This is a genomic window from Pseudomonas sihuiensis, from assembly GCF_900106015.1.
GTDB lineage: Bacteria > Pseudomonadota > Gammaproteobacteria > Pseudomonadales > Pseudomonadaceae > Aquipseudomonas > Aquipseudomonas sihuiensis.
In genome coordinates, this window is record NZ_LT629797.1 from 409,929 (window position 1) to 436,232 (window position 26,304).

Genomic DNA, 26,304 nt, shown 5'->3' on the forward strand with positions numbered 1-26,304 from the left:
GCCGCTCAGGCTGGTGCCGGCTCGAAACTGTCGGCGCGCGCCATGCGCCACATGCGCTCGTAGAACTCCCCTGCGATCTGGCCGCTGAGCAACTCGCCCGGCGCTAGGAACACGTGCTGCTGAGCGAACAGCTTGATCTCGGTAGCCGACATGCGCTGCACCAGATGCTTGGCATCGATCTGCGCCGGGTGGTCGAGGCCGGCGGCGGCGAGCATTTCGGCCAGTGCCTTGAGCGTGTTGCGGTGGAAGTTGTAGACGCGCTGGGCCTTGTCCTCGACCACCAGGGCGCGTTGGCGCAACGGGTCCTGGGTCGCCACGCCGGTAGGGCACTTGTTGGTGTGGCAGCTTTGGCTCTGAATGCAGCCGATGGCGAACATGAAGCCGCGCGCTGAGTTGGCCCAGTCGGCGCCGATGGCCAGCACGCGGGCGATATCGAAGGCGCTGACGATCTTGCCGCTGGCGCCGAGCTTGATCTTGTCGCGCAGGTTGCTGCCGACCAGGGTGTTATGCACGAACAGCAGCCCTTCGCGCAGCGGCACGCCCAGGTGATCGGTGAACTCCAGCGGCGCCGCACCGGTGCCGCCTTCCTTGCCGTCGACGACGATGAAGTCGGGCAGGATGCCGGTCTCCAGCATGGCCTTGACGATGCCCATGAATTCCCAGGGGTGGCCCAGGCAGAACTTGAAACCCACCGGCTTGCCGCCGGACAGCTCGCGCAGCTGAGCGATGAACTGCAGCATCTCTGTCGGCGTGGAGAAGGCGCTGTGGCGCGACGGCGAGATGCAGTCCTCACCCATCGGTACGCCGCGGGTATTGGCGATTTCCTCGGTGACCTTGTGCTTGGGCAGGATGCCGCCATGGCCCGGTTTGGCGCCCTGGCTGAGCTTGATCTCGATCATCTTCACCTGCGGGCTGGCGGCCTGGGCGGCGAAACGCTCGGGGTCGAAGCGCCCGTCGGAAGCACGGCAACCGAAGTAGCCGCTGCCCAGCTCCCAGACCAGATCGCCGCCGTGCTCGCGGTGATAGGGGCTGATGCTGCCTTCACCAGTGTCGTGGTAGAACTCGCCGAGTTTCGCCCCTTCGTTGAGCGCGCGAATGGCGTTGGCGCTGAGCGAGCCGAAGCTCATTGCCGAGATGTTGAACAGCGACGCCGAGTACGGCTGGCTGCACTGCGGCCCGCCGATCTCCACGCGAAAGCTGCACGGATCTGTCAGTGGTGCCGGGCGCATCGAGTGACTGATGAACTCGAAGCCGTTCTGGTACACATCGCTCAGTGTGCCGAAGGGTTTGTCGGCGCCTTCGTTCTTGGCGCGGGAATACACCAGCGAGCGCTGGGCGCGGGAGAAGGGCAGCTGCTCGGCGTCACCTTCGAGCAGGTACTGACGGATTTCCGGGCGAATGCCTTCGACCAGATAGCGAATATTGCCGAGGATTGGGTAGTTGCGCCGCACTGCATGGCGCGTCTGTAGCAGATCGCCGATACCGATCAGGCTGAGCACGCCGCTGAGCAGGGTGAACGGCCACAGCCATTCATGGCCAAGGAAAGGCACGCTGGCCAGGGTGAACAGCACGCAGAAGGCGAAGAATGCGTAGCGGCTGAGCAGGGAGAGGTTCATGCAAGCTCCAGGTGCGCGGATCAAGATAAGACTTTAGACCAAACGGCTATATTGGGTCATGTTCTGTCCACCTAGACACTCTCAAGGGCTGAGGACGAACCCCCTCGCCCTGTGGCACACTCGGTGGCCCGGAGCCAACCGTCGTAAGAGCTTGGCCCAAGTCTCCCGATTTTCGGCCTGCGCCATTGTCGCCGGCCTACTGCCTGAGGCCGCCAGCGGCCGAGAAGAGGAATGAGCGTGCATAACGTCGTCATCAGTGGTACCGGCCTCTATACCCCGGCCAACAGCATTTCCAACGACGAGCTGGTGGCATCCTTCAATGCTTATGTACAGCAGTTCAATGCCGATAACGCCGAGGCCATCGCCCGCGGCGAAGTGGAGGCGCTGAGCGAGTCCAGCAGCGGCTTCATCGAGAAGGCTTCGGGCATCAAGAGCCGCTTCGTCATCGACAAGGAAGGCATTCTCGATCCGCTGCGCATGGTGCCGCGTATCCCTGAGCGTTCCAACGAGGAGTGGGGCATCCTCTGCGAAATGGCCGTGGGCGCCGCCAAGGAGGCGCTGCAGCGCGCCGGCAAGACCGTCGCCGACATCGATGGGGTGATCGTCGCCTGCTCGAACCTGCAGCGCGCCTATCCGGCGGTGGCCATCGAAGTGCAGGCAGCACTGGGCATCCAAGGCTGGGGCTACGACATGAACGTAGCCTGCTCTTCGGCCACCTTCGGCATTCAGGCCGCGACCACCGCGATCCAGACCGGCCAGGCCCGCGCCATCCTCATGGTCAACCCGGAAATCTGCACCGGCCACCTCAACTTCCGCGACCGCGACAGCCACTTCATCTTCGGCGACGCCGCCACTGCGGTGATCATCGAGCGTGCCGACCTGGCCACCTCCAAGCACCAGTTCGACGTGGTCAGTACCAAGCTGCTGACCCAGTTCTCCAACAACATCCGCAACAACTTCGGCTTCCTCAACCGCGCGGCGGAAGAGGGTGTGGGCGCGCGCGACAAGCTGTTCGTGCAGGAAGGCCGCAAGGTGTTCAAGGACGTCTGCCCGATGGTCGCCGAGCTGATCGCCGCGCACCTGGCGGAAAACCAGCTCAACGTCAGCGACGTCAAGCGCTTCTGGCTGCATCAGGCCAACCTCAACATGAACCTGCTGATCGCGCGCAAACTGCTCGGCCGCGATGCAGAGCCGCACGAGGCACCGGTGATTCTCGACACCTACGCCAACACCAGCTCGGCCGGCTCGGTGATCGCCCTGCACAAGCATCAGGACGATCTGCCGGCGGGCAGCCTGGGTGTTCTAAGCTCCTTTGGCGCCGGTTATTCGATCGGCAGTGTAATTTTGCGCAAGCGTTGAACTCTCTGTAGGAATGCCTGGCGCGTACGCAGAGTGTGATCGTGCGCGCAAGGCCCTACCCATGGGAGTTCTATGTCCGATACCGAACTGTTGGATCGTCTGCTCGCCGGTGAGCAGACGGCCTATCGCGAGCTGGTAGCTCGCTACCAGGGGGCGATGCGCGCGGTGGCCTACGCTATCGTCGGCAGTCGTCACGCCGATGAGGTGGTGCAGGATGCCTGGCTCGCCGTGGTGCGCGGCCTGGCAGGCTTTCAGGGGCGCTCCAGCCTCAAGACCTGGCTGCTGACCATCACCGCCAACACCGCCAAGACCCGTCTCAAGCACAACCGTCGCGAGGTGCTGCTCGACGACCTGGCCGCGCCGCATGGCACGGTGGGTGACGAGCGCTTTTCCGATGACGGCCACTGGCTGTTGGCGCCACATGCCTGGCATCAGGACAGCCCCGAAGCGCTGCTCACCGAAGACGAATTGCGCGATTGCCTGGAACACACATTGGCCAGCCTGTCCGAGTTGCAGGCCAGCGTGCTGGTGCTGCGCGAGCGTCAGGGCCTGGAGCTGGAGGCGATCTGTAATCTTCTCGACATCTCGCTCTCCAATGCCCGTGTGCTGCTGCATCGGGCACGCCTGAAAGTCTTTGCCACCCTGGAACATTTCGAGGAGACAGGCCAATGCTGACCTGCAAGGAATTGGTCGCTCATTCCAGCGATTATCTCGACGGCCAACTGACCCTGCGCCAGCGCCTGGCCGTACGCGCGCACCTGGCCATGTGCGGCAACTGCCGGCGTTTTATCCGGCAGATGAAGCTGACCCAGGCGGTGATCCGGCAGATGCCGGAGGAGGAGTTACCCGAACTCGACGCCCTGGCCGAGCGCCTGGCGCAGAATCGGCGTAATCAGGGGTGAGCGAGAGCGTTGTTGGTTTTTCGGATGTTTATTCCGGGGGCCGCGTTTTGTTGAAAGCTATGGCGTCGCCCACCCAGGTGAGCACTGCGTAGGGTGGATCGGGGCGCGTAGCTGACGCTTTTTTCATCTACCGTTTGTGGTGGCTGTCCGGGCCACTTGCTAGCGCCCTGCAGCTGAGTTACCGCTTTTGGAAAATTGTTCCTTGAGGCCAATTTTCAACCACAAATTACCACCTGACTGTATTGAGAGCTCTTTCATCTTTTTGGCCTTGCGCTTCAATATGGATGGTTTTTCGTAATAACCAAATCTTCGCTTGTACCAGCGTCGATCTGTCTCGTGCTTTACCTTTTTCTTGAGCTTGCGTAATACAACTTCAATTGGCTCGCCATCTTCTGCGACAATTGATATTGTCATTTTTTATGTTTACGGACTGATGCCTGTCCATGTTTGGTTTCTAACACCAGCCACAGCGGAAAAACGGAGAAGAGCATGTTTGTGCAATAGTGGCGTGTGGTTTTCCACTGCTGGTTATTGTTGGGTGATGGATTACTTTTCATATGGATAAGGTGCTGTTGTACCATCTGCATAGCGCAAAAGCCCATTCCAACTCAGACCAATAAACACAGGGTCTCCTTCTTTTCTAGACATCACTATAGCACCAGGGTGATAAAGATGTTTGAGCCCATTCGGAGAGAATCGATTCGTTAAATCAGGGATATTTCCTGCTTCTAGCATTTCGGGGAGATCTGTTTTTAACGAGGCAAGTAATGGCATGCCGTGCACAGTAACGTATGCGCCAACAAGTATTTTGCCGAGTGATGTACCCATATGAATTGGTGTAAAAGTTACACCTCCGGTAGGGCGGTGTGACGGATCTACTCCATCAACACTATAAAGTCCTAGCTTCTCGGGGATTGGTTCCAATCCAAAAATTGCCCTAGCGATACTTGGTGAAGGCTGCCATTTCACTGGTGCAGCCCATCCTGCGGCAGCAGAATTTATGACAGTCTTTAAAAGCCACCTTTCGAGAAGCTCTCCCTCAACAATAAGCGAGCCGTCGAAATTTTTATCGTTGGCTTCTGCTTGAAATCGGGCGATTCTGCCAATGGTCTCGTCCAGCGGGCTTAATATAGAGTTGTGATGCCTGCAAAGTATATTTGACTTTTCTGCGCCGCGTGTAGGTGCACCGTCCCTAATACGCTTTACACCTTCAATTATGATAGGGCACGAACAGCCAGCTTTGAATATTGCGTTACTGACAACATGCTCACCGGACATGGTGTCACAGCCACCCAAGGAATTTGCCCAGCACCTCGATTTATTAATTTTATCGTTCAAATCTTGCTTCCTTGTTTAAACAGTGCTTTCACCTAACGTGGAGTTCAGCGCCGCGCCGCCGATAGGCGGAGCGTCTCCTGGGGCAAAAGGTTAGAACTCATTCGCATGGCCGAGCAACTCGCCGAGAGTAAATATCCCTGATTTACCGCCGTTGATGCTGCTCAGATAGACCTTCGCAACATCTGAGGCCGCGGATATTCCTTCAAGGTCTTTGGTGTGGAAAACGGCGCCCATACCAAGCATTGAACAAACCACACCGGTAGGCGTAACTACAGCAACATGGTACGTCTGCTGATTGTTGTTAGTCAGATGCTTGACGAAGCCGTCAAGCCCCGGTGGTAACTGCGGCGCGACGTTTAGATACTTGGCAACCTCAAGCCACTCCCACGGCTCTGGAACATCAGTGCATCGGGCCAGAAGAAATGTTCGGAGTCGTTGCCCGGATGCGCTATCTCGAAAGTCATTGCCAAACTCAAAGCAACAAATTTCATAGATGACTTTAACGTGCTCAACGAACAGTGCCTTGAGATCAATCATCCAGCTCCCTCCCAAGGACGACTGAATTTGCTCAGATTTAGGACGGACTTTTTTTGCTCCTTCAACTGATCTTTGGATTGCTCTTTCTTTTTCTTCCTCCGACCACCCAAGCTGCATACCCTCTTCTGACTTGAAAAATCGGGACAGAGTAGTTCGGATGACTTTTGGGATTTCCTTCATGTCCCTTGCGTCGCGGGACAAGCTAAGACCAATTTCACCGCTTTCGGTAATCCATACCCTTGGCGCTTGAGGTACTACCCTTGGGGCAAAGTTTGAATCCAGTTTTATCTTCAGCTCATATTCTGAGTCATCAATGGTGTATGTATCCGAAAATGGCTGCGGTATCTTTCCGGTTTTCCCCTGAACCTTGTAGGCAGCGCGGGCTAGTTGAATAAGCTTTTGGTCGACGTAAGGCGCATCAACCCAATGGCCCAGTTTGTTGTTGCATGTCTTGCAGAGCAAATATTTTGAAATGCTTCCACCTGCGGCCTCCGGAAAGATGTGTTCTTCCGTCAGTGGTTCACTTGACTCAAGGCAAAGTATGCAGGTGTCGGACATTTCCAATGCGCTCAGAAGTGATGAGTTCTCAATCGAAAAGGGGACAGATTTATTTTTTGGGTCGATGTGCTGCGCCATAAATAAATCTGTCCCCTTTTTTAGTGCTTTTTTACTGTCCCCTTTTTTACTAGCGCCCCGCAGCTAAGAAACCTCGCTTGCAAGAGCTGCTCCGTAGGATGAGTAGAGCAAGGCGAAACCCATCGAATCTCCCCGGATTACGCTGTGCTCTACCGGAGCTACTTGCTTATATGTCGCTGTATGAATACCTCAAGTAGAATGAGATCATTAAACAAATAAAGCCAATTGCTGCTATTGGTCCTTTGGGTGAGCAAACTAAGAACGTTGTAAGAAACCTAAATGGAGCTGCGATCCCTAGGCTGGTTAGAAAATCAAAAACAGCCGTAAAAGCAAAATTAAACCCCGCAATAATAAATAAACCTGCGACTAGCAAGACTCCAATAAGTAGCCATAATGAATTCTCACCTATGTGGCGACCAACCGCAAATAGCCCAATGCCAATTGCAATTTGAACTAGTGAGATTAAGGTGCGAAATAACTTTCCTTTAAATTCACTAAAGGCTTGCTTAATATTGGTGTCAACTCTTTCTTGCATGCCTTGGAAGTAACTTTTGACATATGAATTAGCTTTCTCTCTGAAACTGTCGGGTATGAAATAGTCTAAGCCCATTAGAAAGGCTGCTGCAAATTGCCATTTCATAATTAATAAGCTTTGTTCAGGTGTCATCAAGGTCTCCAAAGGCATATAGCGATTAAGCTAGTGGACGTCCCAGAGCGCGGCTTTTTGCGAAAAAGGGGGTGGATTTATTTTCAGGCCAGTGACGTTGTACCATAAATAAATCTGCCCCCCTTTTTTGTGGTAATTGCTCACTGCTTGTGGGGGGCTATGTGCACATTGTTAGATAAAAATAAATGTGCGAGATTTTAATATTTATTGTGTCTATGGATTTTGTTCTTTTGAAGTTGCATTTTTTATCACGCCTTCTAGGTTTTTGGTGATTGCTGCAAGCATTTTCTTTTCTTGAGACTTCCAAATTTCTGGTGCCAGGTAACCTATGAATACGGCTAATACAAGCAGTTTTGCTATTGGGCCCTTTTCAAATTTTATTGCGTCTGTCATTAATAGCGCAAAGAGTAAGCCTGTAAGCGCAGCCAGAATACATCGGGATAAAATGTTTGCAAAAGCTGCGGGCCAGTCTTTTGCTATGAATTTATCTTGTAGATGGTGCGCTTTCTCAAAGTCGTAGGCGATTACAATTGCTTTTATGAATCCGCCAACTGCGGCTGCAATGACGCAGTAGATAGTGAGTTGAAAGTCTTGTGGTGTGAATATCGAGGTTATTAGTTCCAACACAAATTCCCTATTGTCTTATCTGGCGTTTGGTGAATGGGCGTGATTTGGCTCGTTCTAGTGAGCGAGGCGAATGGTTTGAGTGCTGTTAGGGTGCAATAATCAGAGTTGTTAGGGTGGAAGAGACAATGCTTATAACGAAGCCTACTATGACAACCCAGCGCATTTGTTCTGAATGCTTGTTTCGCTCACTACCCTGGCCTAATGAGAAAGTCGAAATTGGGAAAAATTTCTTCCTCATAAATGATGTGAGCCAAATTATAAAGGCGAATGCTCCAATTAAAGATGAGATTACTAGTAGTGCAAGCAGTGCGGTTTTGAGCGGGAGTCCGTTTCCGACGCTTCCAGATGTTTTTGTTGTGAGATTGAATAATGTGCTGCCAAGAACTATTAGAGGCATCCAGAAATAGAATAAATCAAATACAGCAATCCATGAGTACCATGCTTTAGAACTGTCAATGATGTCGGCGATTTTTGCTCTGGTGTTTATTACATATTGCTCTTCTCCGCTAATGGAAACACGAATCGGAGCTGAGAATTTTTCACCGAAGGAGACTTCCGAAATTGAACGGGAGTTTGGGTCGACTGCTTGAATATCTAGGTTTACCAATGCGGCTCTTTTTGTATTCTCATACAACAACAGGCTTTCGCACGATTCAAAGTTTCTTATTATTTCATCGGAGCACTTTGCAGATGCCTTTACATTAAGCCCTGCAGCAGTGAAAACCTTCCAGATTTTTTTAATATGTGATTCTGTCAGTACAAAGGCTTGCTTGGCCTCAAATTGAGATCGTGCATCCACAGAGTCTTTCCTTGATTGTGCCCTAACGTGATTAGATAGTCTTCCTTACTAATCCAATAGCATGGAAGGTGGTATAACTCCGAAAATTGAAAGCTTAAAAATCAGAAAAGTTTATATCTTTCAATGGGTTGGCAAGCGAGGCATGCGCCGGTGCGTATTCGCTTGACCTCCACATTTCACGCTTTCATTACTACTGGATAGGTATACACAAAGGCACTCGGAAGGTGCAAGTCACGCGAGAGAGTGTATCGAAATCAACGGTCGACGCTGAGCTGCATCGCGTAGTGTGGATAACGCTTTTTTCATCCACCGCTTGCGATGGCTGTTCGGGCTACTGGCTATCGAAAGCCTCGCCGCCGAACCACCTCCCACAGTGCGGTGGATGTTCCTGTGTCTGTGGGAGGGGCTTTCGGTTCTGTCTTCCTGCTTCGCTCTACCTCCTGCATCCATGCAGTCGTAGCCGCGATTGGTAGCGGGCAAAGCGCCCCCGGATTTCATCCGGGCTACGGAAAACTTTTTTCTCCCGCTGTAACGCCCGCATCCCTGCCTCGTCCATTGCTGCGAGGGCGCCAATCCGGCCCCGCATTCGAAACCGATGGAGAGATGCCATGAAACAACTCAATACCCTGACTGCCACCCTGGGCGCCGCACTGCTGACTTCCATGGCATTCACTGCCAATGCCGCCAGCAACCCCTTCGCTGCGCAGGAGCTGGCCAGCGGCTACAGCCTGGCCGCTGCTGAGAAGGCGCAGGAAGGTTCCTGTGGCGAAGGCAAATGCGGTGGCGAGATGAAAGCCGACAAGGAAGGCAAGTGCGGCGAGGGCAAGTGTGGTGCCGAGAAGAAAGCTGACGCCGAGGGCAAATGCGGCGGCGAGAAGAGCGAGTAAGAGCAAGGGGAGGACGGATCATGCGACTCGCAAACCTCACCGGCGCCGGTCTCGGCCTGCGTCGCGGGCTGCTCACCGAGCTGATCGGTGATGGTGCCAGCGGCGCCGACTTTCTCGAGGTGGCGCCGGAGAACTGGATCGGTGTTGGTGGCCGGCTGGGCAAGCAGTTGCGCGCCCTGAGCGAACGCCGGCCGTTGCTGTGCCATGGTCTGTCCCTCAACCTCGGCGGCTTCGCGCCGCTGAACCTGGATCTGCTGTACGCCATCAAAGGCTTTCTCTACGCGCATGGCGTGTTGGCCTACAGCGAGCATCTGTCGGCATGTGCCGACGATGGCCAGCTGTATGACCTGATGCCGCTGCCGTTTTCCGAGGAATCGGTGGCGCGTATCGCCGAGCGGGTGCGCATCGTGCAGGACGTGCTGGAGCGCCCGCTGATCATCGAGAACGTCTCGGCCTATGCGCGCCTGCCCGGCGAGCTGGATGAGGCGGATTTCGTCCGCGCCGTGCTGGAGCGTGCCGACTGCCAGCTGCTGCTCGACGTCAACAACGTCTACGTCAACAGCCTGAACTTCGGCTTCGATGCCGAAGCCTATATCGCCGCGATGCCGAGTGAGCGCATCGCCTATTTGCACGTCGCCGGTCATTACGATCAGGCGGCAGACCTGAAGATCGACACCCACGGTGCGCCGGTGATCGACCCGGTGTGGGCACTGCTGAGTAGCGCTTACGCGCAGCATGGCGTACGCCCGACGCTGCTGGAACGCGACTTCAACTTCCCGCCGCTGGCCGAGCTGTATGCCGAGCAGGCGCATATCCGCAGCCTGCAACAGGCTGCGCAACCGCAGAGCAGGTACGGCACATGAGCGGCGTGCAATTGCAGCGCGATTTCGCCGCGCGTATTCGCCAGCCCGAAGCGCAGGCGCTGTTACCGGGTATCAGCGGCGAGCGCATGGCGATCTACGAGGAGCTGTTTTTCAATAACGTCGCCAGCCTGGTGGGCGGCGCCTTTCCGGTGCTGCGCGGGGTTCTCGGAGCCGAGCGCTGGCAGCGGCTGCTGCGCGCGTTCTTCGCCGAGCACCGGGCGAGCACGCCGTACTTTCTCGAGATCAGTCAGGAGTTCATTGCCTGGCTGCAGCAGGGCTATCGCGCCGAGCCTGACGACCCTGGGTTCATGCTGGAGCTGGCGCACTACGAATGGGTCGAGCTGGCGCTGGATGTCAGCGATGCGCAGTTGCCCGAGCGCGGCTGGTCGCCATTGGCCTGGCCGCTGGCTTATCGCTGGCCGGTGCAGAGGAACGGTGCTGATCACTGCCCCACGCAGCCGCCAGCAGAGCCGACCTGCCTGCTGGTCTGGCGTGATCGCCAGGATAAGGTGCGCTTCATGCAACTGGCGCCGTTCGCCTATCAACTGGCGTTGCGGCTGCAGGCCGGCGAGCCACCTGTGCAGGCGCAGCTGGAGTTGGCCACGGCCCATGGCCTGGCCGCGGATCGCGCCTATTTCGACAATGCCCGCGCGCTGCTGGATGACTGGCAGGCGCGCGACATCTGGTTTCCGTATCCCGAGGACTGACCACCATGATCGCTTTGCTCAATCGCTTCCAGGACGCGCTGGAGGCTTCCCGGCGCCTGGATTTTCTCGGCCCGCTGTTGCTGCGCCTGTACTTGGTGCCGGTGTTCTGGATGGCCGGCACGCAGAAGCTCAAGGACATCGATGCCACTGCCGCCTGGTTCGGCAATCCGGATTGGGGGCTCGGCCTGCCGTTTCCCGAGCTGCTGGCCTGGGCGGCAGCGCTGACCGAGGCCGGTGGCGCCATCCTGCTGCTGTTCGGATTTGCCGTGCGCTGGATCAGCATCCCGCTGATCGTCACCATGCTGGTGGCCATCTTCGCCGTGCACTGGCCCTATGGCTGGCAAGCGATTGCCGACCCATCCGCGCCGTTCGCCAACGAGCGCGTGCTGGCGGCGGCGGAGAAGCTCGAGCGGGCGCGCAGCATCCTGCGTGAGCACGGCAATTACGACTGGCTGACCGCCAGCGGCAAGTTCGTGGTGCTGAACAATGGCATCGAGTTCGCCGCCACCTACCTAGTGATGCTGGTGGCATTGTTCTTCAGCGGGGCAGGGCGCTGGTTGAGTCTCGACTACTGGCTGGCGCGGCGTTTCCGAATGTCCCGTTAGCCCAGCGGATTGTCCCGGCGCCGGCTTTCGCGAAACTCGCCCGGCGTCTGCCCGGTCCAACTCTTGAAGCTGCGGTGGAACGAGCGTGACTCGGTGAAGCCCAGGTAGCAGGCGATGTCCTGGATCGCCAGGTCGCTGCGCAGCAGGTAATGCTCGGCCAGTTCCTGACGCAGCTCGTCGAGTATCTGCTGATAGCTGGTGCCGGCCTGCTGCAGGTGGCGCTGCAGGGTGCGCACGGTCATGTCGAACTTTTCCGCCACCCGTTCCTTGCGCGGCAGGCCGTCCTTGAGCAGCAGGCGCAGGGCGTTCTTCACCCGGCGTGGCAGCGGTTCGTTCTCGTCCAGTCCCGCCATCAGGGTCAGGGCATGTTCTTCCAGCGTGCGCAGCAGGTTGGCGTCGGCCTGGCGCAGCGGCACGCCGAGGTAGTCCAGCGGCACCAGCAAGGCGTTGCAGGGTTGTTCGAACAGCACCGGGCAGCCAAACAGCTGCTGGTATTCGGCCTGGTCGGTGGCGGCCGGTTGCGCGTGCTCGAACCAGACCTCGCGTGGCGAATGTTCGGAGTCGGCGATCCAGCGGGCGTACAGCAGCCAGGAGGCGAGCACGTTCTCCACCATGTGGCGGCGCACGTCCGGCGCCTGATGACGGCAGCTCCAGATCAGCCGCACGTGATCCTCGGCCGCCTCGATACGGCTGGTGCCCATGTCGCCCACCAGTTTCTCGTAGGGCACGATGCGGCCCATGGCTTCGCCCAGGGTGGCGCAGTTCATGGCGATGTAACCGAGCACGCTCCACGAGCCGGGCTGGACGAAACGCGCCGAGTGCAGACCGAACAAGGGGTCGCCGGACACCTCCATCAAATGCGCCAGCAGGCGCTCATGCACCTCGCTGGGAATCCGCTTGCCGTTGTCGGCCAGATCCTGCGCCTGAACGCCGGCGGCCGCCAGCGCACGGTCGATATCCAGACCGAGCTGTTCGGCCTGGCGCAGGTACTTGAGCAGGGCGGGAACCGAGGTGTAGCCGAGGTTTTCCATGGATTCTTCTTGTTCTGCGAGGCCTGTCTTGATTGGCGATATGGCCTGTCCCGATTCGACAGTGACGGAAATCGGCGGCTGGCTAGTATAGGCAGCCATAAGTGCTGATCGGAATGGGGGATGCGATGCGACGCTGGAACGGATGGGGAGACGAAGCGACCGAGGTGGAACTGCCGGCCCATGGCGAGGCCTTTCTCGCCGAGCTGATCGGGCCGGGGCAGCGCCTGGCAGACGCCAGCCTGCAGGACGTGCTGGCGCGTGTGCCGGCCTCGCGTCTGGCCCCCAACCCGCTGATCTGCGTTGATGCCGAAGTGCGCGTGCGCCATGCCCGCGGCCAGAGCCTGCCGGACTGGCTGGCGATGCGCTCCGGCGAGTTCGGTCTGTTTCCCGATGGCGTCGCCTGCCCGGAAAGCGCCGAGCAGATCCGCGAGCTGCTGGCCTGGGCGCAACAGCATGACGTCACCCTGATTCCTTACGGCGGCGGTACTTCGGTGGCCGGCCACATCAACCCGCAGGCCGGCCAGCGCCCGGTGCTGACCCTGTCGCTGGAGCGCATGACGCGCCTGCTGGAGATCGACGAGGACAGCCTGATCGCCACCTTCGGCCCCGGCGCCAATGGCCCGCAGGTGGAAAGCCAACTGCGCGCCCGTGGCTACACGCTGGGCCACTTTCCGCAGTCCTGGGAACTGTCGACCCTCGGTGGCTGGGTCGCCAGCCGTTCCAGCGGACAGCAGTCGTTGCGCTACGGTCGCATCGAGCAACTGTTCGCCGGCGGCAAGCTGGAAACTTTCGCCGGCACTTTGGATATTCCCACCTTCCCGGCTTCGGCGGCCGGGCCCGACCTGCGCGAGCTGGTAATGGGCTCGGAAGGGCGCTTCGGGGTGATCTCCGAGGTGCGCGTGCGCATCAGTCGTCTGGCCGAGCAGGAGCGTTTCTACGCGGTGTTCCTGCCCAACTGGCAGCAGGCGCTGAGCGCCATTCGCAGCCTGGCCCAGGCGCGCGTGCCGCTGTCCATGCTGCGCCTGTCCAACGCCATCGAAACCCGTACCCAGCTGGCCCTGGCCGGTCACCCGCAGCAGATCGCGCTGCTGGAGAAATACCTGGCCCTGCGCGGCGCCCGCGACGGCAAGTGCATGCTCACCTTCGGCGTCACCGGCAGCCGGGTGCAGAACGCCGCCTCGCTGAAACAGGCGCGGCGCCTGCTGAAAGGCTTTGACGGCGTATTCACCGGCACCCTGCTGGGCAAGAAGTGGGAGCAGAACCGCTTCCGTTTCCCCTACCTGCGTCATGGTCTGTGGGAGCGCGGCTACCTGGTGGACACCCTGGAAACCGCCACCGACTGGTCCAACGTCGACAATCTGCTGAACAAGGTCGAGGCCAGCCTGCGTGACGAGCTGACCGGCGACGGCGAGCGGGTGCACGTGTTCACCCACCTGTCGCACGTTTACGGCGAAGGTTCGAGCATCTACACCACCTACGTATTCCGCCCCGGCAGCGACTACGCCACCGCCATGGCGCGCTGGCAGCGGCTCAAGGCGGCTGCCAGTCGAACCATTGCAGGCAACCGCGGCACCATCAGCCACCAGCACGGCGTCGGTCGCGACCACGCACCTTACCTGGCAGCAGAGAAGGGCGAGCTGGGCATGGCCACGCTGCGCAGCCTGGCCACGCATTTCGACCCCGACCAGCGCCTGGCGCCTGGCGTGCTGTTGCAGGACTGAGCATGGAACCCTGGAACGCCACCTGGCGCACGCGCGCGCTGCCTGAGTTGGCCGCGCGCGACTGGGATCTGCTGGCGATCGGCGGCGGCATCTGCGGTGCCGGCATCCTCCGTGAGGCGGCGCGGCGTGGCTGGCGCTGCCTGTTGCTGGAGCAGCGCGACTTCGCCTGGGGCACCTCCAGCCGCTCGTCGAAGATGGTGCACGGTGGCCTGCGCTACGTCGCCAAGGGCCAGCTGGGGCTGACCCGCGACTCGGTGCGCGAGCGCCAGCGCCTGCTCGGCGAGGCGCCGGGGCTGGTGGAGCCGCTGAGCTTCGTCATGCCGCACTATCGCGGCGGTTTCCCTGGGCCCAAGGTCTTCGGCGGCTTGCTCAGCCTTTACGACGCCCTGGCCGGCAAGCGCAATCATCTGTTCTACCCACTGCAGCAACTGCGTTACCTGGCACCAGGCATTCGCGAGGACGGTTTACTCGGTGGCACGCGCTTCTTCGATGCGGTGACCGACGACGCGCGCCTGGTGCAGCGCGTGCTTGGCGAGGCGCGCGCCGAAGGCGGCGAGGCGCTCAATGGCATGCGCGTGGTCGAGTTGTTGCGCGAGGCGGGACGGGTGGTCGGCGTACTGGCCGAGGATATCGAGACGGGCGACCGCTACCGCCTGCGTAGCCGCGCCGTGGCCCAGGCAACCGGCGCCTGGGCCGATCGCCTGCGCCAGCCGGGCACTGGTCGCATCCGCCCGCTGCGCGGCAGCCACCTGCTGCTGCCGGGCTGGCGCCTGCCGGTGGCGCATGCCTTCAGCTTTATGCACGCGGCCGATGGGCGCCCGGTATTCGTCTTCCCCTGGGAGGGCGCGACGGTGATCGGCACCACCGATCTGGATCATGCGGGCGATCTGGATGCCGAGGCGGCCATCAGCATGGAGGAGGTCGATTACCTGCTGGCCGCCTGCGCCCAGCAGTTCCCGACCGCCCAGGTGAGCCGCGCCGATGTGCTGTCGACCTGGGCGGGCGTGCGCCCGGTGGTGGGCAATGGCAGCACCGGGTTGAAACCCTCGGACGAAAAGCGTGAGCACGCCCTGTGGGTCGAGCCGGGCAGCGTGACCCTGGCCGGTGGCAAGCTGACCACCTTCCGCCTGCTGGCGCTGGAGGTGCTGCGTGCCTGCGCCATATTCGTCGGCAAGCCGGTGGATGATCAGGGCGGCGCGGTCTTCGCTTCGAATACGCCGACACCGATGCCGGCGTTGAGCCCGGCGCAGCAACGTCGTCTGGCTGGGCGCCATGGTCGCCAGTTGGGCGAGGTGCTGCGCCTGATCGACGAGGTGGGCAGCGATTGCGTCGCGGGTACTGCCACCTTCTGGGCCGAACTGGCCTGGGCCGCCGAGGGCGAGCTGGTGTTGCACCTGGACGACCTGCTGCTACGCCGCACGCGCCTGGGCCTGCTGCTGGCAGGCGGCGGCCGCGCTGAACTGCCGCGTATCCGCGCGCTATGCCAGCCGCGCCTGGGTTGGAATGATGCGCGCTGGCAGCAGGAAGTGGCGGATTACCTGGCGTTGTGGCAACGCTGTTACAGCCTGCCGGATATTGAATGATGACGCTGCCTGCTGTCCGTAGGAGCGAGCTCTGCTCGCGAAGCTTTTGCGCCATCCCCGTTCGCGAGCAGAGCTCGCTCCTACAGCAATACCGTGCATTCCAAGCAGAGGTCACACCTTGAGCGAACCAAGCTACCTGCTGAGCATCGACAACGGCACCCAGAGCGTGCGCGCGCTGCTGTTCGATACCAACGGCAACCTGCTCGCCAAGGGCAAGGTCGAGCTAGACCCCTATTTCTCAAGCCAGCCCGGCTGGGCCGAGCAGGACCCGGAATACTACTGGGCCAGCCTCGGCGAGGCCTGCCGGCTGCTGTGGCAGCAGGTGGACATCGACCGCAGTCTGATCCGCGGCGTTGCTGTTACCACCCAGCGCGGCAGCATCATTCACGTCGATGAGCAGGGCGCGCCGCTGCGCCCGGCAATTCTCTGGCTCGACCAGCGTCGTGCTGATGTGGCGGGGCGTATCCAAGGTCTGTGGGGCTGGCTATTCAAGCTGGTGCGCGCGGAGGAGGCGGTCGATCATTTCCGTGGCCAGGCCGAGGTCAACTGGGTCGCCCAGCATCAGCCGGACATTGCGGCCCGCACGCACAAGTTGCTGTTGCTGTCGGGGTTTCTCACCCATCGCCTGTGCGGCCGCTTCGTCGATTCCACCAGCAGCTGCGTGGCCTACCTGCCGTTCGACTACAAGCGCCTGCGCTGGGCTGCGCCCGGTGACTGGAAATGGCAGGCGCTGAAGGTACGCCGTGAGCAACTGCCCGAGCTGTTCAAGCCGGGTGAGCGACTGGGCCAGATCAGCGCCGAGGCCAGCCGCCAGACCGGTATTCCGGAAGGCCTGCCGCTGATCGCTGCTGGGGCCGACAAGGCCTGCGAGGTACTGGGTTCTGGTGCGCTGGAGCCCAGTACGGCGTGCCTCTCGTACGGCACCACCGCGACCATCAACACCACGCGCAGCCGTTACCTGGAAACCATCCCGCTGATCCCGCCCTATCCGGCGGCGCTGCCGGATCACTTCAACACCGAGGTGATGATCTACCGTGGCTTCTGGATGGTCAGCTGGTTCAAGCGCGAGTTCGGCCTGCGCGAGATGCAGCGCGCCGAGGCGCTGGGTGTGCCACCCGAGGCGCTGTTCGACGAGCTGGTCAACGCCGTGCCGCCCGGCTCCATGGGCCTGATGCTGCAGCCGTACTGGACGCCTGGCATCCGTGAGCCGGGGCTGGAGGCCAAGGGTTCGATCATCGGTTTTGGCGATGTACACACCCGCGCGCATCTGTATCGGGCGATTCTGGAGGGGTTGGCCTACGCCCTGCGCCAGGGCAAGGAGCGTATCGAAAAACGCTCTGGCACCCGTATAGAGCGCCTGCGCGTGTCCGGTGGCGGTTCGCAGAGCGATGCGGCGATGCAACTGACGGCCGATATCTTCGGCTTGCCGGCCGAGCGCCCGCACCTGTACGAGACCAGCGGCCTGGGCGCGGCGATCAACTGTGCGGTAGGCCTTGGGTTGCACCCTGATTACCCGAGCGCCATCGCCGCGATGACTCGGGTTGGCCAGGTGTTCCAGCCGAACCAGGAGGCCCAGCGCGTTTACCAGCAGCTCTACGGGCAGGTCTATCAGCGCATGTACCGTCAGCTCAAACCGCTGTACCAGCGCATTCGCAAGATCACCGGTTATCCGGCGTGAGGTGATTAGAAAGGGGATTTGTGGGAGGGGCTTCAGCCGCGACCTTGGTGTTACTCGGTCGCGGCTAAAGCCCCTCCTACAGAAACAAGTCGCCCTCCTAGTCGGAGGGCGATTGGTACGTGTCAGGCGACATCCACCAGCACGATCTCGCTGTCTTCCTGGGCCTCGATGCGGATCAGCGTTTCATCGGCGATGGCCACGCCATCACGTGCCTTGACGGCTACGCCATTGACACTGAAAGCACCAGTCGCGCCCACCAGATAGGCCTTGCGACCCGGTTGCAGGGCGTATTCGGCGCTTTGCCCGGCCTTGACCGTGGCAGCCACCAGGCGCGCGTCGGTACGGATGCGCAGGGCGTCGACATCTTCCTCGTAACCGCTGGCCAGGGTGACGAAGGCTCCGGAGCGGTCCCCTTTGGGGAACGGCTTGGCACCCCAGGAGGGCGGCAGGCCGGCCTGGTTCGGCTGGATCCAGATCTGGAAGATCTTGGTGGTTTCATCCTCCAGGTTGTACTCGCTGTGGGCGATGCCGGTACCGGCGCTCATCACCTGCACGTCGCCGGCCTCGGTACGGCCTTTGTTGCCCAGGTTGTCCTCATGGCTGATGGCACCTTCGCGAACGTAGGTGATGATCTCCATGTCGCGGTGCGGATGCGGCGGGAAGCCCGAGTGCGGTGCGATCTCGTCGTCGTTCCACACGCGCAGGCGGCCCCAGTTCATCCGCTCGGCGTCGTAGTATTCGGCAAAGGAAAAGTGGTGACGGGCGTTGAGCCAGCCATGGTGAGCACCACCGAGTTGTTCGAACGGACGTACATCGATCATGGTCAATCCTCCAGTCATGCACGAGTTCAGTCCCGTGCAGCGTTGATGGGTGAATGATCCATTTGGATTGATCGATTTAAAAGCGCAATTTTTACAGTATTGATATCGATTAATTTGATTAATTTTCACGAGGGCCAGGCACTAGGCTTTCGCTGATCCTTTCAAGGAGGACGCGCAATGCGCGAACGCAAAGCCTGGTTGATCCTGCATGGCAAGCAGGCGCTGAACGAAGAAGTGAGGGCGGCGGTGAACGGCCTGCGTGAGCGCGGCTGGGATCTGGCCGTGCGCCTGACCTGGGAAGGTGGCGACGCCGAGCGGCTGGTCGGGGAAGGATTGGCCGCCGGTTACCCGACGCTGATCGCTGGCGGTGGCGATGGCACCCTGCGCGATGTGGTCGAGGCGCTGGTCAAGGCGCAAAGCGATGCCAGCCTGGCTCTGCTGCCGCTGGGCACGGCCAATGATTTTGCCCACGCAGCCGGTATTCCGTTGACGCCTGCTGCGGCGTTGGCCCTGCTCGAGTGCGAGCCGGTGGCGGTAGACGTGGGCATGGCGGGCGAGCGGGCGTTTCTGAACATGGCCACCGGTGGTTTCGGCTCCAACGTCACGGCCAATACTCCTGAAGAGCTCAAGAAAGTCCTGGGTGGCGCTGCCTATCTGCTCACCGGGCTCAGTCGTTTTTCCGAAGTGCGCGCGGCAGCCGGTCGTTTTCATGGGCCGGATTTCCAATGGCAGGGCGAGTTTCTGGCTCTGGGTATCGGTAACGGGCGACAGGCCGGTGGCGGGCATCTGCTTTGTCCGGAGGCGAGCATCAACGATGGTCTGCTCGATGTCTGCATCGTGCCGGCGGCGCAGGATGTCGTCGGCACCTTGGGCACGTTGTTGTCAGGGGGCATTCTTGGCCTGCAGAGCGTTGCGGTCAGCGCGCGGCTGCCCTGGCTGGAGGTGGAAGCGCTGGAGGGCTTGGACCTGAATCTCGACGGCGAGCCGATGGAAAGTACAGGTCTGCGTTTTCGTGCCGAACCCGGCGCCCTGCGTCTGCATCTGCCCAAGCATTCGTCGCTGCTCGCTGGTCAGGTACACAGGGCTGAGGCATGATGGCTGCGCGCCAGCAATGCTTCAGTCTGCCGGCAGTCAGCCGATAACCCGAAACGGCAGACTAGAATCACCCTATATACCTCGGAGCACATGATGGCCGGCATCCTCGATTCAGTAGATCAACGCACGCAACTGGTCGGCGAGAACCGTCTGGAAATTCTCATGTTCCGCCTGGCTGGCCGGCAGTTGTTCGCCATCAACGTGTTCAAGGTGCAGGAAGTCCTGCAGATGCCCAAGCTGACGCTGATGCCGCAGCGCCATCGCTTCGTCTGCGGCGTGGTCAACCTGCGCGGTCAGACCCTGCCGGTGATCGATCTGTCCCAGGCCATCGGCATGCGTCCGCTGGTGCCGGATGAGCGCAGCACCATCATCGTCACCGAGTACAACCGCTCGGTTCAGGCCTTCCTGGTTGGCAGCGTCGACCGCATCCTCAACCTCAACTGGGAGTCGATCCTGCCGCCCCCGGGTGGCGCCGGACGTCAGCACTACCTGACCGCTATCACCAAGGTCGAGGACCAGATCGTCGAGGTCATCGACGTGGAGAAGGTGCTCGCCGAGATCGTGCCGATGAGCACCAAGGTTTCCGCGGAAAAGCTCGCCGACCCGCTGCTGGAGAAGGCGCGCGGACGCGAAGTGCTGCTGGTGGATGATTCCAGCGTCGCGCTCAGCCAGCTGCGCGATACCCTGACGCAGTTGGGTCTTCGCCTGCACATGGCCAGTGACGGCCTCAAGGCCCTCAACCTGCTGAAGAAGTGGGCTGACACCGGTGAGGTGATGACCGACAAGCTGCTGATGATCTTCACCGATGCCGAGATGCCGGAAATGGACGGCTACCGCCTCACCAGCGAAATTCGCAATGACCCGCGCCTCAAGGATCTCTACGTGGTGCTGCACACGTCGCTGTCGGGTAGCTTCAACGAGGCGATGGTGAAGAAGGTCGGCTGCGACAATTTCCTCTCCAAGTTCCAGCCGGACAAGCTGGTCGATGTGATTCGTCAACGTCTCGAGTTGGACGAACCTCGCTGAAGTCGCTGGAGGGCGGGTGAAACCTGCCGGGCGTTGCCGTCGAACGAGCAGCGTTTTCTGGGTCTCGGTGCTTGTGAGCATCGCCGTCAACTCGTATAACGGCGTTTTGCCGACAGGAAGCTGACCCATGCTGAGTCTCTCGGGGCTGTACCGTTACCCGCTCAAGTCCGGCCGCGGCGAGGCCTTGCAGCGCAGTGCGGTCGACGGACTAGGGCTGCATGGTGATCGGCGCTGGATGCTGGTCGACGCCGACAACGGCCGCTTCATCACCCAACGTCTGCTGCCGCAGATGAGCCAGTTGAGCGCCCTGTACGATGCGCGCGGGGGCCTGACCTTGAGTGCGCCGGGTCGTGAGGATCTGTCCGTGGCGCTGCCTGACCCCGAGCAGGATCTGCGTGGCGTCGTCGTCTGGCGTGACAGCCTGCGCGTGCCGGATGCCGGCGATTCAGCGGCCGCCTGGCTCAGCGACTTGCTGGGCAAGCCTTGCCGCCTGGTGCAGGTGCCGGAAGGCCGCACCCGCCAAGTCGACACTGCCTATGCGCAGCCGGGGGATCGCGTGGCCTTCGCCGATGGCTTTCCGCTGTTGTTGATTGGCCAGGCATCGCTGGACGATCTTTCCCAGCGAGTCGGGCAGCCACTGTCCATGCTGCGTTTTCGCCCAAACCTGGTCGTCACCGGCAGTGAGCCTTATGCCGAAGACAGCTGGAAGCGTATTCGTATTGGCGAGGTGGAGTTCGAGGTGGCCAAGGGCTGCTCGCGCTGCATCCTCACCACCATCGACCCGCAGACCGGCGAGCGCAACGCCCAGCGTGAGCCGCTGGCCACGCTCAAGACCTATCGTGAACGTGAAGGTGACGTGTTCTTCGGGCAGAACCTGTTGCCACGCGGTGTCGGCGAACTGCAGTTGGGCATGACGGTAGAAGTGTTGGAATAGCTGGGCAGGTGTCATAGCAAGCCCCGATCAGATGCTGTCTGATCGGGGCTTTTCTTTTACTGATCGTCGAAGAAACGCTCGTTCCACGCCACCAGCGGGTGCGGCGCGTTGAGTTTCTGGCCGTAGATCACCGAGTAGGACAGCACGTTCTGCACGTACTGGCGGGTCTCATCGAACGGAATGTTCTCCACCCAGACGTCATAACTGAGGTGATTGGCGCCGCGCAGCCACTGGCGCACGCGGCCGGGGCCGGCGTTATAGGCGGCCGACGCAAGTACGCGGTTGCCGTTGAACTGGCCATAAACCTGGCTCAGGTACGCAGCGCCCAGCTGGATATTGGTATCCGGGTTGAGTACCTGCTGCGGTGAAGCCAGGGGAATGCCGAACTTGCGCGCGGTTTCCTTGGCAGTGGCCGGCATCAGTTGCATCAGGCCCATGGCGCCGGCGTGGGAGCGGGCGTCGGCCATGAACGCGCTTTCCTGGCGGGTAATTGCAAACACCCAGCTCGAATGCAGGTCACGGCGCTTGGCTTCGCGTACCAACTCGTTGCGATGCGCCATGGGGAAGCGCACTTCCAGGTCGTCCCAGTACTGGGCCTGGCTGATGGTGCGGATGGCCGGGAAGTACCATTCCATTTCGTAGGCCAGGCGCGCCTGGGCCACCAGTTCATCACGGCTGAACAGGCGGCTGACGTGATACCACTCGCGGCGACCGTCGACGATCTGGCCACGAGCATGGAACTCCATGGCGCGCTTGATACCGGCGGTATTGCGTACCTTCTGCACCACCTTGGGATCGAGCGCCAGCGGCTGGTTATTCAGGGCGTAAGGCGCCTTGACCTGATCAGCGGCCATGAAACCATAGAAGTCGCGTTCCTTCGCCAATGCCTGGAACAGCACCGCCGGTTGCTGGCTGTTGGGTTGCGCCAATTGCAGGCTGCGCGCATTCCAGTAGCGCCAGCGGTTGCTGCTGGCCAGGTCGGACGGCATGTTCTGGGTCAGCTGGTAGGCCTCTTCCCAGCGGCCGTGACGCAGCAGCAGACGCGCACGCCATTCGCTGACGGTGTTGTCACGCAGTTGCGGGTCGTACTTGGCCATGACCTGCAGACCGCGCAGGTCGAAGCGTTGTGCCAGGCGCAGGCCGATCTGCCGGGCGATGGCGACCTGCTCGTCGGCGGAGAACTTCATGCGTTGGGCGTAGCCGTCGAGCAGGGCCAGGGCATCTTCCGGGCTCTGCCGAGCCAGGCGACGCAAGCCGAGGCCGACCACGTCGCTCATGGCGTCATCGGCGGGGGCGAAGCGCGCGGTGTTTTTCAATAGCTGCGGTTTCTGCGCCACTTCGACCATCAGCTTGCCGCGCTCGCCGAGCGTTGGCATGCCTTTGATCAGGAAGTTGGCCAGGCCGTAGTTGCCGCTTTCCACCGCCAGCTTGGTGCGCTGCCAGCGACGCTGCTCGGTGAGCTGGCCATTGGCGGCCCAGCGCTCGAACAGTGGGTCACAGGCGTTGGGTTGGGATTTGCCCACCAGCCAGAGCTTCTCGGCAGTGGCGTTGCCTTCGGCGGTCAGGCCGTGGCTGAGCTGGTATTGGCCGTAGAGGCAGTCCAGTTCGGTGAAGTTGAGCTTGGCATCGTAGTGATCGAGGAAGGGCTTCCAGTCGCCACGCTCGGCCAGCCAGCGCAACCAGCGCAGTTTCATCCAGCTGGCCTGGGGCAGGTCACCGTGCTCGGCGAGAAATTTCTCGATCTCGGCATTGCTGGCCGACTTGAGTCGGTTAGTCAGCTCGTCATAGGCCAGATAAGGTGTCAGAGGGTAATCGCGTAGCGCGCTGGCGTACTGGCGATAAGGGCCACTGTCGCCCTTGGCCAAGGCCCGCTTGGCCTCATCATAGTACTGGCGCTGCTGGGTGAGGCTGGCAGCTTCGACACTGGCGATGCCGGTGGCGGTGAGAATCAGACAGGAAACTACAGAGAGAAAGCGACTGCGCATGGCATTTCCAGGAGAAGCAGAGGTATGGGGCAACACGATCCGTGTCGTTGCATGGCTCTAGCTTAGCGCTTCATCGGGGTGCGGTGAATGCCGTCGGGCCAGATGGACACATGTAGCAAAGATGCGCTTTGCCTGCGCCAGATGATGAGCAGGGGTGACATCTGTTGCGTCTGTGGAAACGGCAACAGCCGGCCGGCAACTCGGGTAGAATGCGCCCCCTGTTTCTGGAGATGCCCATGACCCTGCTCAAGTTTGCCGACGTATCCCTCGCCTATGGCGCCATGCCCCTGCTCGATGGAGTGTCCTGGCAGATCGCGCGGGGCGAGCGTGTGTGCATCATCGGCCGCAACGGCACCGGCAAATCGAGCATGCTGCGTCTGGTCAAGGGCGACCAGATGCCCGACGACGGCGAAATCTGGCGTGCACCAGGGCTGAAGATCGGCGAGCTGCCGCAGGAGCTGCCGCGCGCCGACGAGCGCACGGTGTTCGATGTGGTCGCCGAAGGCCTTGCCGGCGTTGGCGAATTGTTGGCGCGTTATCACCATCTGGCGCAGAACATTCACGGCGACGACGACCTCGAGCAACTGATGCACGTGCAGCAGGAGCTGGAAGCCAAAGACGGCTGGCGCCTGCAGCAACTGGTCGACAGCACCCTGAGCCGCCTGCAGTTGCCGGCCGACAAGACCCTGGCCGAGCTCTCCGGGGGCTGGCGTCGTCGCGTACTGCTGGCGCAGGCACTGGTGTCCGAGCCGGATCTGCTGCTGCTCGATGAGCCGACCAACCACCTGGACATCGGCGCCATCGCCTGGCTGGAAGAGGCGCTGAAAGACTTTGGCGGCGCCGTACTCTTCATTACCCACGACCGCTCCTTCCTGCAGAACCTGGCCACGCGCATCCTCGAACTGGACCGTGGCGGCCTGATCGACTGGAACGGCGACTACGCCAGCTTCCTGGTACACAAAGAGCAGCAACTGGCTGCCGAGGAAACCGCCAATGCGCTGTTCGACAAGCGCCTGGCCCAGGAAGAGGTGTGGATTCGTCAGGGCATCAAGGCCCGTCGCACCCGTAACGAAGGGCGTGTACGTGCGCTCAAGGCGATGCGTGCCGAACGCAGCGAGCGACGCGAGCGCCAGGGCAAGGCGAATATCCAGCTCGATACTGCGGACAAGTCCGGCAAGCAGGTGATGGTGGCGGAGAACGTCAGTTTCGCCCATGCCGGCGGACCCTTCCTGGTCAAGGATTTCTCCATGGTCCTGCAGCGCGGTGACCGTATCGGCCTGCTTGGCGCCAACGGTACCGGCAAGACCACTCTGCTCAAGCTGTTACTCAGCGACCTGCAACCGAGCAGCGGCAAGATCGAGGTCGGCACCAAACTGGAAGTGGCGTATTTCGACCAATTACGTCACCAGCTCGAGCCGGAGAAGACGGTAATCGACAACGTCGCCGAAGGCCGCGATTTCATCACTATCGACGGCCAGAACCGTCATGTACTGAGCTATCTGGGCGACTTCCTGTTCAGCCCGCAACGTGCCCGTACGCCCGTCAAAGCGCTATCGGGCGGCGAACGGGCACGACTGTTGCTCGCCAAGTTGTTCAGCAAGCCGGCCAACCTGCTGGTGCTCGACGAACCGACCAACGACCTGGACGTAGAAACCCTGGAACTGCTCGAAGAAGTACTGCTCAACTTCCCTGGCACCGTGCTGATGGTCAGCCACGACCGTGCCTTCCTCGACAACGTGGTGACCAGCACCCTGGTGTTCGAGGGTGAAGGCAAGGTGCGCGAGTACGTCGGCGGCTACCAGGATTGGCTGCGCCAGGGCGGCTCACCGCGCCTGCTCGGTGTGGGTGAAAGCAAGTCCGGCAAGGCCGAACTGGCCACGGCCATCGTCGAAGCGCCGGCCGCGGCCGCAGTGACTGCCGTGCAAGAGAGCGTCGAGCCGGCGAAGAAGAAACTAAGCTACAAGCTACAGCGCGAGCTGGAAGCGATTCCCGGGCAGATCGATGCCCTGGAGCAGGAAATGGCCGCGGTACAGGAGCAGGTATCCGATCCTGCCTTCTACCAGCAGCCGGTGCAGGTCACCACGGAAGTATTGGCGCGTCTCGAGGGCTTGCAGAAGGAAATGGACGAGTTGCTCGAGCGCTGGGCAGAGCTGGAAGGCTGACGAAGGAACGGACAATGGCCATCGAGTACCGTATTACTCTCGACGACAATCATCAGTTCAGCTACCGGATCGAGCTGAACCGCGAATATGACCCCGTCCAGGCGCAACAGGCCCCCGCCTGGACGCGCCTTGAACATCAGCAATGCAGCAATTGTCCGCTGAGTCGCGAGCAGTTCAGCCATTGTCCGGCAGCGGTCGATCTGCATCGGGTGATCGAGGATTTTCGTGGCCTGCCAGCCTTCAAGAAGGCCAGCGTCTGGGTGCGCACACCGGAGCGTGAGTACACCAAGCAGGTCGGCCTGGAGGAGGGCCTGCGTGCGCTGCTCGGGGTGATCATGGCCACCAGCGCCTGCCCGGTGCTGGCGCGCCTGAAACCCATGGCGCAGCACCATCTGCCCTTTGCCAACAATCAGGAATTCATCCTGCGCGCGGTATCGCTGTACCTGACGCGGCAGTATTTCAACATGCGCGAGGGGCGTCTGGCCGATTGGGAGCTGAAAGGGCTGGTGCGCCTGTTCCAGCAACTGAAGCTGGTCAATCAGGCTTTCTGGCAGCGCATTCACGACACCTGTGAAGGCGACTCCAACCTCAAGGCCTTCCTCACCTTCTTCTCGATGTCATCGAGCATGACGGTGTCGCTGGAGACCCAGCTGCAGAAGATTCGCCCGCTGGTCATGAGCGCGGGCGATTCGTTCGAGTAGGGCTGAAGCCAAAAAAGCTCGCCG

The 26,304-nt window shown here is 60.6% G+C and carries 25 protein-coding genes; 15 read left to right on the forward strand and 10 right to left on the reverse strand.

The window, feature by feature from the left end; genetic code table 11:
• Nucleotides 1-5: 5 nt before the first annotated feature.
• A complete protein-coding gene (locus BLT86_RS02115; RefSeq protein ID WP_075746447.1) occupies nucleotides 6-1,616 on the reverse strand; it encodes an FMN-binding glutamate synthase family protein in 1,611 nt (536 codons plus the stop codon).
• Between the two features lie 237 nt (nucleotides 1,617-1,853).
• On the opposite strand from BLT86_RS02115, the gene BLT86_RS02120 reads away from it, so the two are divergent.
• The 3 genes from BLT86_RS02120 (at nucleotide 1,854) to BLT86_RS02130 (ending at nucleotide 3,877) form a co-directional block, all read left to right on the forward strand.
• On the forward strand, nucleotides 1,854-2,975 hold the full coding sequence (locus BLT86_RS02120; protein ID WP_092380294.1) for a beta-ketoacyl-ACP synthase III: 1,122 nt from the start codon (nucleotides 1,854-1,856) through the stop codon (nucleotides 2,973-2,975).
• Between the two features lie 72 nt (nucleotides 2,976-3,047).
• Nucleotides 3,048-3,650 carry an RNA polymerase sigma factor gene (locus BLT86_RS02125; protein ID WP_075746449.1) on the forward strand — a complete coding sequence of 201 codons (603 nt, stop codon included), beginning with the start codon at nucleotides 3,048-3,050 and terminating at the stop codon, nucleotides 3,648-3,650.
• Nucleotides 3,644-3,877 carry an anti-sigma factor family protein gene (locus BLT86_RS02130; RefSeq protein WP_075746451.1) on the forward strand — a complete coding sequence of 78 codons (234 nt, stop codon included), beginning with the start codon at nucleotides 3,644-3,646 and terminating at the stop codon, nucleotides 3,875-3,877. The genes BLT86_RS02125 and BLT86_RS02130 overlap by 7 nt, the downstream gene beginning before the upstream one ends.
• 159 nt (nucleotides 3,878-4,036) lie before the next feature.
• On the opposite strand, the gene rpsU is transcribed toward BLT86_RS02130, so the two are convergent.
• The 6 genes from rpsU to BLT86_RS25650 form a co-directional block, all read right to left on the reverse strand.
• Nucleotides 4,037-4,291, reverse strand: a complete 255-nt coding sequence (gene rpsU / locus BLT86_RS02135; RefSeq protein WP_092374384.1) for a 30S ribosomal protein S21 — start codon at nucleotides 4,289-4,291, stop codon at nucleotides 4,037-4,039.
• 132 nt (nucleotides 4,292-4,423) lie between these two features.
• Entirely contained in the window at nucleotides 4,424-5,215 is a 792-nt protein-coding gene (locus tag BLT86_RS25635; protein ID WP_157719649.1) for a hypothetical protein, read from the reverse strand.
• Between the two features lie 90 nt (nucleotides 5,216-5,305).
• Entirely contained in the window at nucleotides 5,306-6,388 is a 1,083-nt protein-coding gene (locus tag BLT86_RS02140; protein ID WP_092374387.1) for an HNH endonuclease, read from the reverse strand.
• Between the two features lie 166 nt (nucleotides 6,389-6,554).
• The gene (locus BLT86_RS25640; RefSeq protein WP_157719650.1) at nucleotides 6,555-7,055 is read right to left on the reverse strand and encodes a hypothetical protein; all 501 of its coding nucleotides are present in this window, start codon (nucleotides 7,053-7,055) and stop codon (nucleotides 6,555-6,557) included.
• 213 nt (nucleotides 7,056-7,268) lie between these two features.
• Entirely contained in the window at nucleotides 7,269-7,679 is a 411-nt protein-coding gene (locus tag BLT86_RS25645) for a hypothetical protein (RefSeq protein WP_157719651.1), read from the reverse strand.
• 88 nt (nucleotides 7,680-7,767) lie between these two features.
• Nucleotides 7,768-8,481, reverse strand: coding sequence for a hypothetical protein (locus BLT86_RS25650; RefSeq protein WP_157719652.1), 714 nt, complete (start codon nucleotides 8,479-8,481; stop codon nucleotides 7,768-7,770).
• Between the two features lie 608 nt (nucleotides 8,482-9,089).
• Here BLT86_RS25650 and BLT86_RS02145 point away from each other — a divergent pair.
• Genes BLT86_RS02145 through BLT86_RS02160 form a run of 4 tightly spaced genes read left to right on the forward strand, consistent with a single transcriptional unit; the run spans nucleotide 9,090 to nucleotide 11,543 of the window.
• Nucleotides 9,090-9,368: an HvfA family oxazolone/thioamide-modified RiPP metallophore gene (locus BLT86_RS02145; protein WP_092374390.1), complete on the forward strand. Its 279-nt coding sequence runs from the start codon at nucleotides 9,090-9,092 to the stop codon at nucleotides 9,366-9,368.
• A 20-nt stretch (nucleotides 9,369-9,388) separates the two neighbouring features.
• Nucleotides 9,389-10,231 (forward strand): HvfB family MNIO-type RiPP peptide maturase, encoded by an 843-nt coding sequence (locus tag BLT86_RS02150; protein WP_092374393.1) that lies wholly within the window; start codon nucleotides 9,389-9,391, stop codon nucleotides 10,229-10,231.
• Nucleotides 10,228-10,938 carry an HvfC family RiPP maturation protein gene (locus BLT86_RS02155; protein ID WP_092374396.1) on the forward strand — a complete coding sequence of 237 codons (711 nt, stop codon included), beginning with the start codon at nucleotides 10,228-10,230 and terminating at the stop codon, nucleotides 10,936-10,938. The genes BLT86_RS02150 and BLT86_RS02155 overlap by 4 nt, the downstream gene beginning before the upstream one ends.
• A 5-nt stretch (nucleotides 10,939-10,943) precedes the next feature.
• On the forward strand, nucleotides 10,944-11,543 hold the full coding sequence (locus BLT86_RS02160; protein WP_092374399.1) for an HvfX family Cu-binding RiPP maturation protein: 600 nt from the start codon (nucleotides 10,944-10,946) through the stop codon (nucleotides 11,541-11,543).
• Here the strand turns inward: BLT86_RS02160 and gliR are convergent.
• The gene (gene gliR / locus BLT86_RS02165; RefSeq protein ID WP_017677664.1) at nucleotides 11,540-12,574 is read right to left on the reverse strand and encodes an AraC family transcriptional regulator GliR; all 1,035 of its coding nucleotides are present in this window, start codon (nucleotides 12,572-12,574) and stop codon (nucleotides 11,540-11,542) included. The two genes, BLT86_RS02160 and gliR, sit on opposite strands and share 4 nt — an antisense overlap.
• A gap of 125 nt (nucleotides 12,575-12,699) precedes the next feature.
• Here gliR and BLT86_RS02170 point away from each other — a divergent pair, with 125 nt between their 5' ends.
• The 3 genes from BLT86_RS02170 to BLT86_RS02180 all read left to right on the forward strand — a co-directional run bounded on the left by BLT86_RS02170 (nucleotide 12,700) and on the right by BLT86_RS02180 (nucleotide 17,556).
• Nucleotides 12,700-14,295 carry an FAD-binding oxidoreductase gene (locus tag BLT86_RS02170; protein ID WP_026088637.1) on the forward strand — a complete coding sequence of 532 codons (1,596 nt, stop codon included), beginning with the start codon at nucleotides 12,700-12,702 and terminating at the stop codon, nucleotides 14,293-14,295.
• Between the two features lie 2 nt (nucleotides 14,296-14,297).
• On the forward strand, nucleotides 14,298-15,878 hold the full coding sequence (locus tag BLT86_RS02175; protein WP_092374402.1) for a glycerol-3-phosphate dehydrogenase/oxidase: 1,581 nt from the start codon (nucleotides 14,298-14,300) through the stop codon (nucleotides 15,876-15,878).
• Nucleotides 15,879-15,996: 118 nt separating this feature from the next.
• Nucleotides 15,997-17,556: an FGGY-family carbohydrate kinase gene (locus BLT86_RS02180; RefSeq protein ID WP_017677661.1), complete on the forward strand. Its 1,560-nt coding sequence runs from the start codon at nucleotides 15,997-15,999 to the stop codon at nucleotides 17,554-17,556.
• A gap of 122 nt (nucleotides 17,557-17,678) precedes the next feature.
• Here the strand turns inward: BLT86_RS02180 and BLT86_RS02185 are convergent, their stop codons facing one another.
• The gene (locus tag BLT86_RS02185) at nucleotides 17,679-18,377 is read right to left on the reverse strand and encodes a pirin family protein (RefSeq protein WP_017677660.1); all 699 of its coding nucleotides are present in this window, start codon (nucleotides 18,375-18,377) and stop codon (nucleotides 17,679-17,681) included.
• 177 nt (nucleotides 18,378-18,554) lie between these two features.
• On the opposite strand from BLT86_RS02185, the gene yegS reads away from it, so the two are divergent.
• From yegS to BLT86_RS02200, 3 genes are all read left to right on the forward strand, one after another.
• Nucleotides 18,555-19,472, forward strand: coding sequence for a lipid kinase YegS (gene yegS, locus BLT86_RS02190; protein WP_092374405.1), 918 nt, complete (start codon nucleotides 18,555-18,557; stop codon nucleotides 19,470-19,472).
• 93 nt (nucleotides 19,473-19,565) lie between these two features.
• Nucleotides 19,566-20,498 carry a chemotaxis protein CheV gene (locus BLT86_RS02195; RefSeq protein ID WP_017677658.1) on the forward strand — a complete coding sequence of 311 codons (933 nt, stop codon included), beginning with the start codon at nucleotides 19,566-19,568 and terminating at the stop codon, nucleotides 20,496-20,498.
• Nucleotides 20,499-20,625: 127 nt separating this feature from the next.
• Nucleotides 20,626-21,432, forward strand: coding sequence for an MOSC domain-containing protein (locus BLT86_RS02200; protein WP_045734547.1), 807 nt, complete (start codon nucleotides 20,626-20,628; stop codon nucleotides 21,430-21,432).
• Nucleotides 21,433-21,488: 56 nt separating this feature from the next.
• Here the strand turns inward: BLT86_RS02200 and BLT86_RS02205 are convergent, their stop codons facing one another.
• Nucleotides 21,489-23,417, reverse strand: a complete 1,929-nt coding sequence (locus tag BLT86_RS02205) for a transglycosylase SLT domain-containing protein (protein ID WP_075746474.1) — start codon at nucleotides 23,415-23,417, stop codon at nucleotides 21,489-21,491.
• A gap of 236 nt (nucleotides 23,418-23,653) precedes the next feature.
• Between BLT86_RS02205 and BLT86_RS02210 the strand changes: the two genes are divergently transcribed.
• Nucleotides 23,654-25,579 carry an ATP-binding cassette domain-containing protein gene (locus tag BLT86_RS02210; protein WP_090337353.1) on the forward strand — a complete coding sequence of 642 codons (1,926 nt, stop codon included), beginning with the start codon at nucleotides 23,654-23,656 and terminating at the stop codon, nucleotides 25,577-25,579.
• 14 nt (nucleotides 25,580-25,593) lie between these two features.
• Nucleotides 25,594-26,280: a DUF6901 family protein gene (locus BLT86_RS02215; RefSeq protein WP_003462081.1), complete on the forward strand. Its 687-nt coding sequence runs from the start codon at nucleotides 25,594-25,596 to the stop codon at nucleotides 26,278-26,280.
• Nucleotides 26,281-26,304: the final 24 nt, after the last annotated feature.

Excerpts from the sequence above, each read along its gene's own strand:
- BLT86_RS02145 (WP_092374390.1), top strand. The coding sequence starts at position 9,090 with ATGAAACAACTCAATACCCTGACTGCCACCCTGGGCGCCGCACTGCTG.
- BLT86_RS02215 (WP_003462081.1), top strand. The coding sequence starts at position 25,594 with ATGGCCATCGAGTACCGTATTACTCTCGACGACAATCATCAGTTCAGC.
- BLT86_RS02150 (WP_092374393.1), top strand. The coding sequence starts at position 9,389 with ATGCGACTCGCAAACCTCACCGGCGCCGGTCTCGGCCTGCGTCGCGGG.
- BLT86_RS02115 (WP_075746447.1), bottom strand. The coding sequence starts at position 1,616 with ATGAACCTCTCCCTGCTCAGCCGCTACGCATTCTTCGCCTTCTGCGTG.
- gliR (WP_017677664.1), bottom strand. The coding sequence starts at position 12,574 with ATGGAAAACCTCGGCTACACCTCGGTTCCCGCCCTGCTCAAGTACCTG.
- BLT86_RS02195 (WP_017677658.1), top strand. The coding sequence starts at position 19,566 with ATGGCCGGCATCCTCGATTCAGTAGATCAACGCACGCAACTGGTCGGC.
- BLT86_RS25640 (WP_157719650.1), bottom strand. The coding sequence starts at position 7,055 with ATGACACCTGAACAAAGCTTATTAATTATGAAATGGCAATTTGCAGCA.
- BLT86_RS02210 (WP_090337353.1), top strand. The coding sequence starts at position 23,654 with ATGACCCTGCTCAAGTTTGCCGACGTATCCCTCGCCTATGGCGCCATG.
- yegS (WP_092374405.1), top strand. The coding sequence starts at position 18,555 with ATGCGCGAACGCAAAGCCTGGTTGATCCTGCATGGCAAGCAGGCGCTG.
- BLT86_RS02160 (WP_092374399.1), top strand. The coding sequence starts at position 10,944 with ATGATCGCTTTGCTCAATCGCTTCCAGGACGCGCTGGAGGCTTCCCGG.
- BLT86_RS02200 (WP_045734547.1), top strand. The coding sequence starts at position 20,626 with ATGCTGAGTCTCTCGGGGCTGTACCGTTACCCGCTCAAGTCCGGCCGC.
- BLT86_RS02170 (WP_026088637.1), top strand. The coding sequence starts at position 12,700 with ATGCGACGCTGGAACGGATGGGGAGACGAAGCGACCGAGGTGGAACTG.
- BLT86_RS02140 (WP_092374387.1), bottom strand. The coding sequence starts at position 6,388 with ATGGCGCAGCACATCGACCCAAAAAATAAATCTGTCCCCTTTTCGATT.
- BLT86_RS02175 (WP_092374402.1), top strand. The coding sequence starts at position 14,298 with ATGGAACCCTGGAACGCCACCTGGCGCACGCGCGCGCTGCCTGAGTTG.
- rpsU (WP_092374384.1), bottom strand. The coding sequence starts at position 4,291 with ATGACAATATCAATTGTCGCAGAAGATGGCGAGCCAATTGAAGTTGTA.
- BLT86_RS02130 (WP_075746451.1), top strand. The coding sequence starts at position 3,644 with ATGCTGACCTGCAAGGAATTGGTCGCTCATTCCAGCGATTATCTCGAC.
- BLT86_RS02125 (WP_075746449.1), top strand. The coding sequence starts at position 3,048 with ATGTCCGATACCGAACTGTTGGATCGTCTGCTCGCCGGTGAGCAGACG.
- BLT86_RS02205 (WP_075746474.1), bottom strand. The coding sequence starts at position 23,417 with ATGCGCAGTCGCTTTCTCTCTGTAGTTTCCTGTCTGATTCTCACCGCC.
- BLT86_RS02155 (WP_092374396.1), top strand. The coding sequence starts at position 10,228 with ATGAGCGGCGTGCAATTGCAGCGCGATTTCGCCGCGCGTATTCGCCAG.
- BLT86_RS02185 (WP_017677660.1), bottom strand. The coding sequence starts at position 18,377 with ATGATCGATGTACGTCCGTTCGAACAACTCGGTGGTGCTCACCATGGC.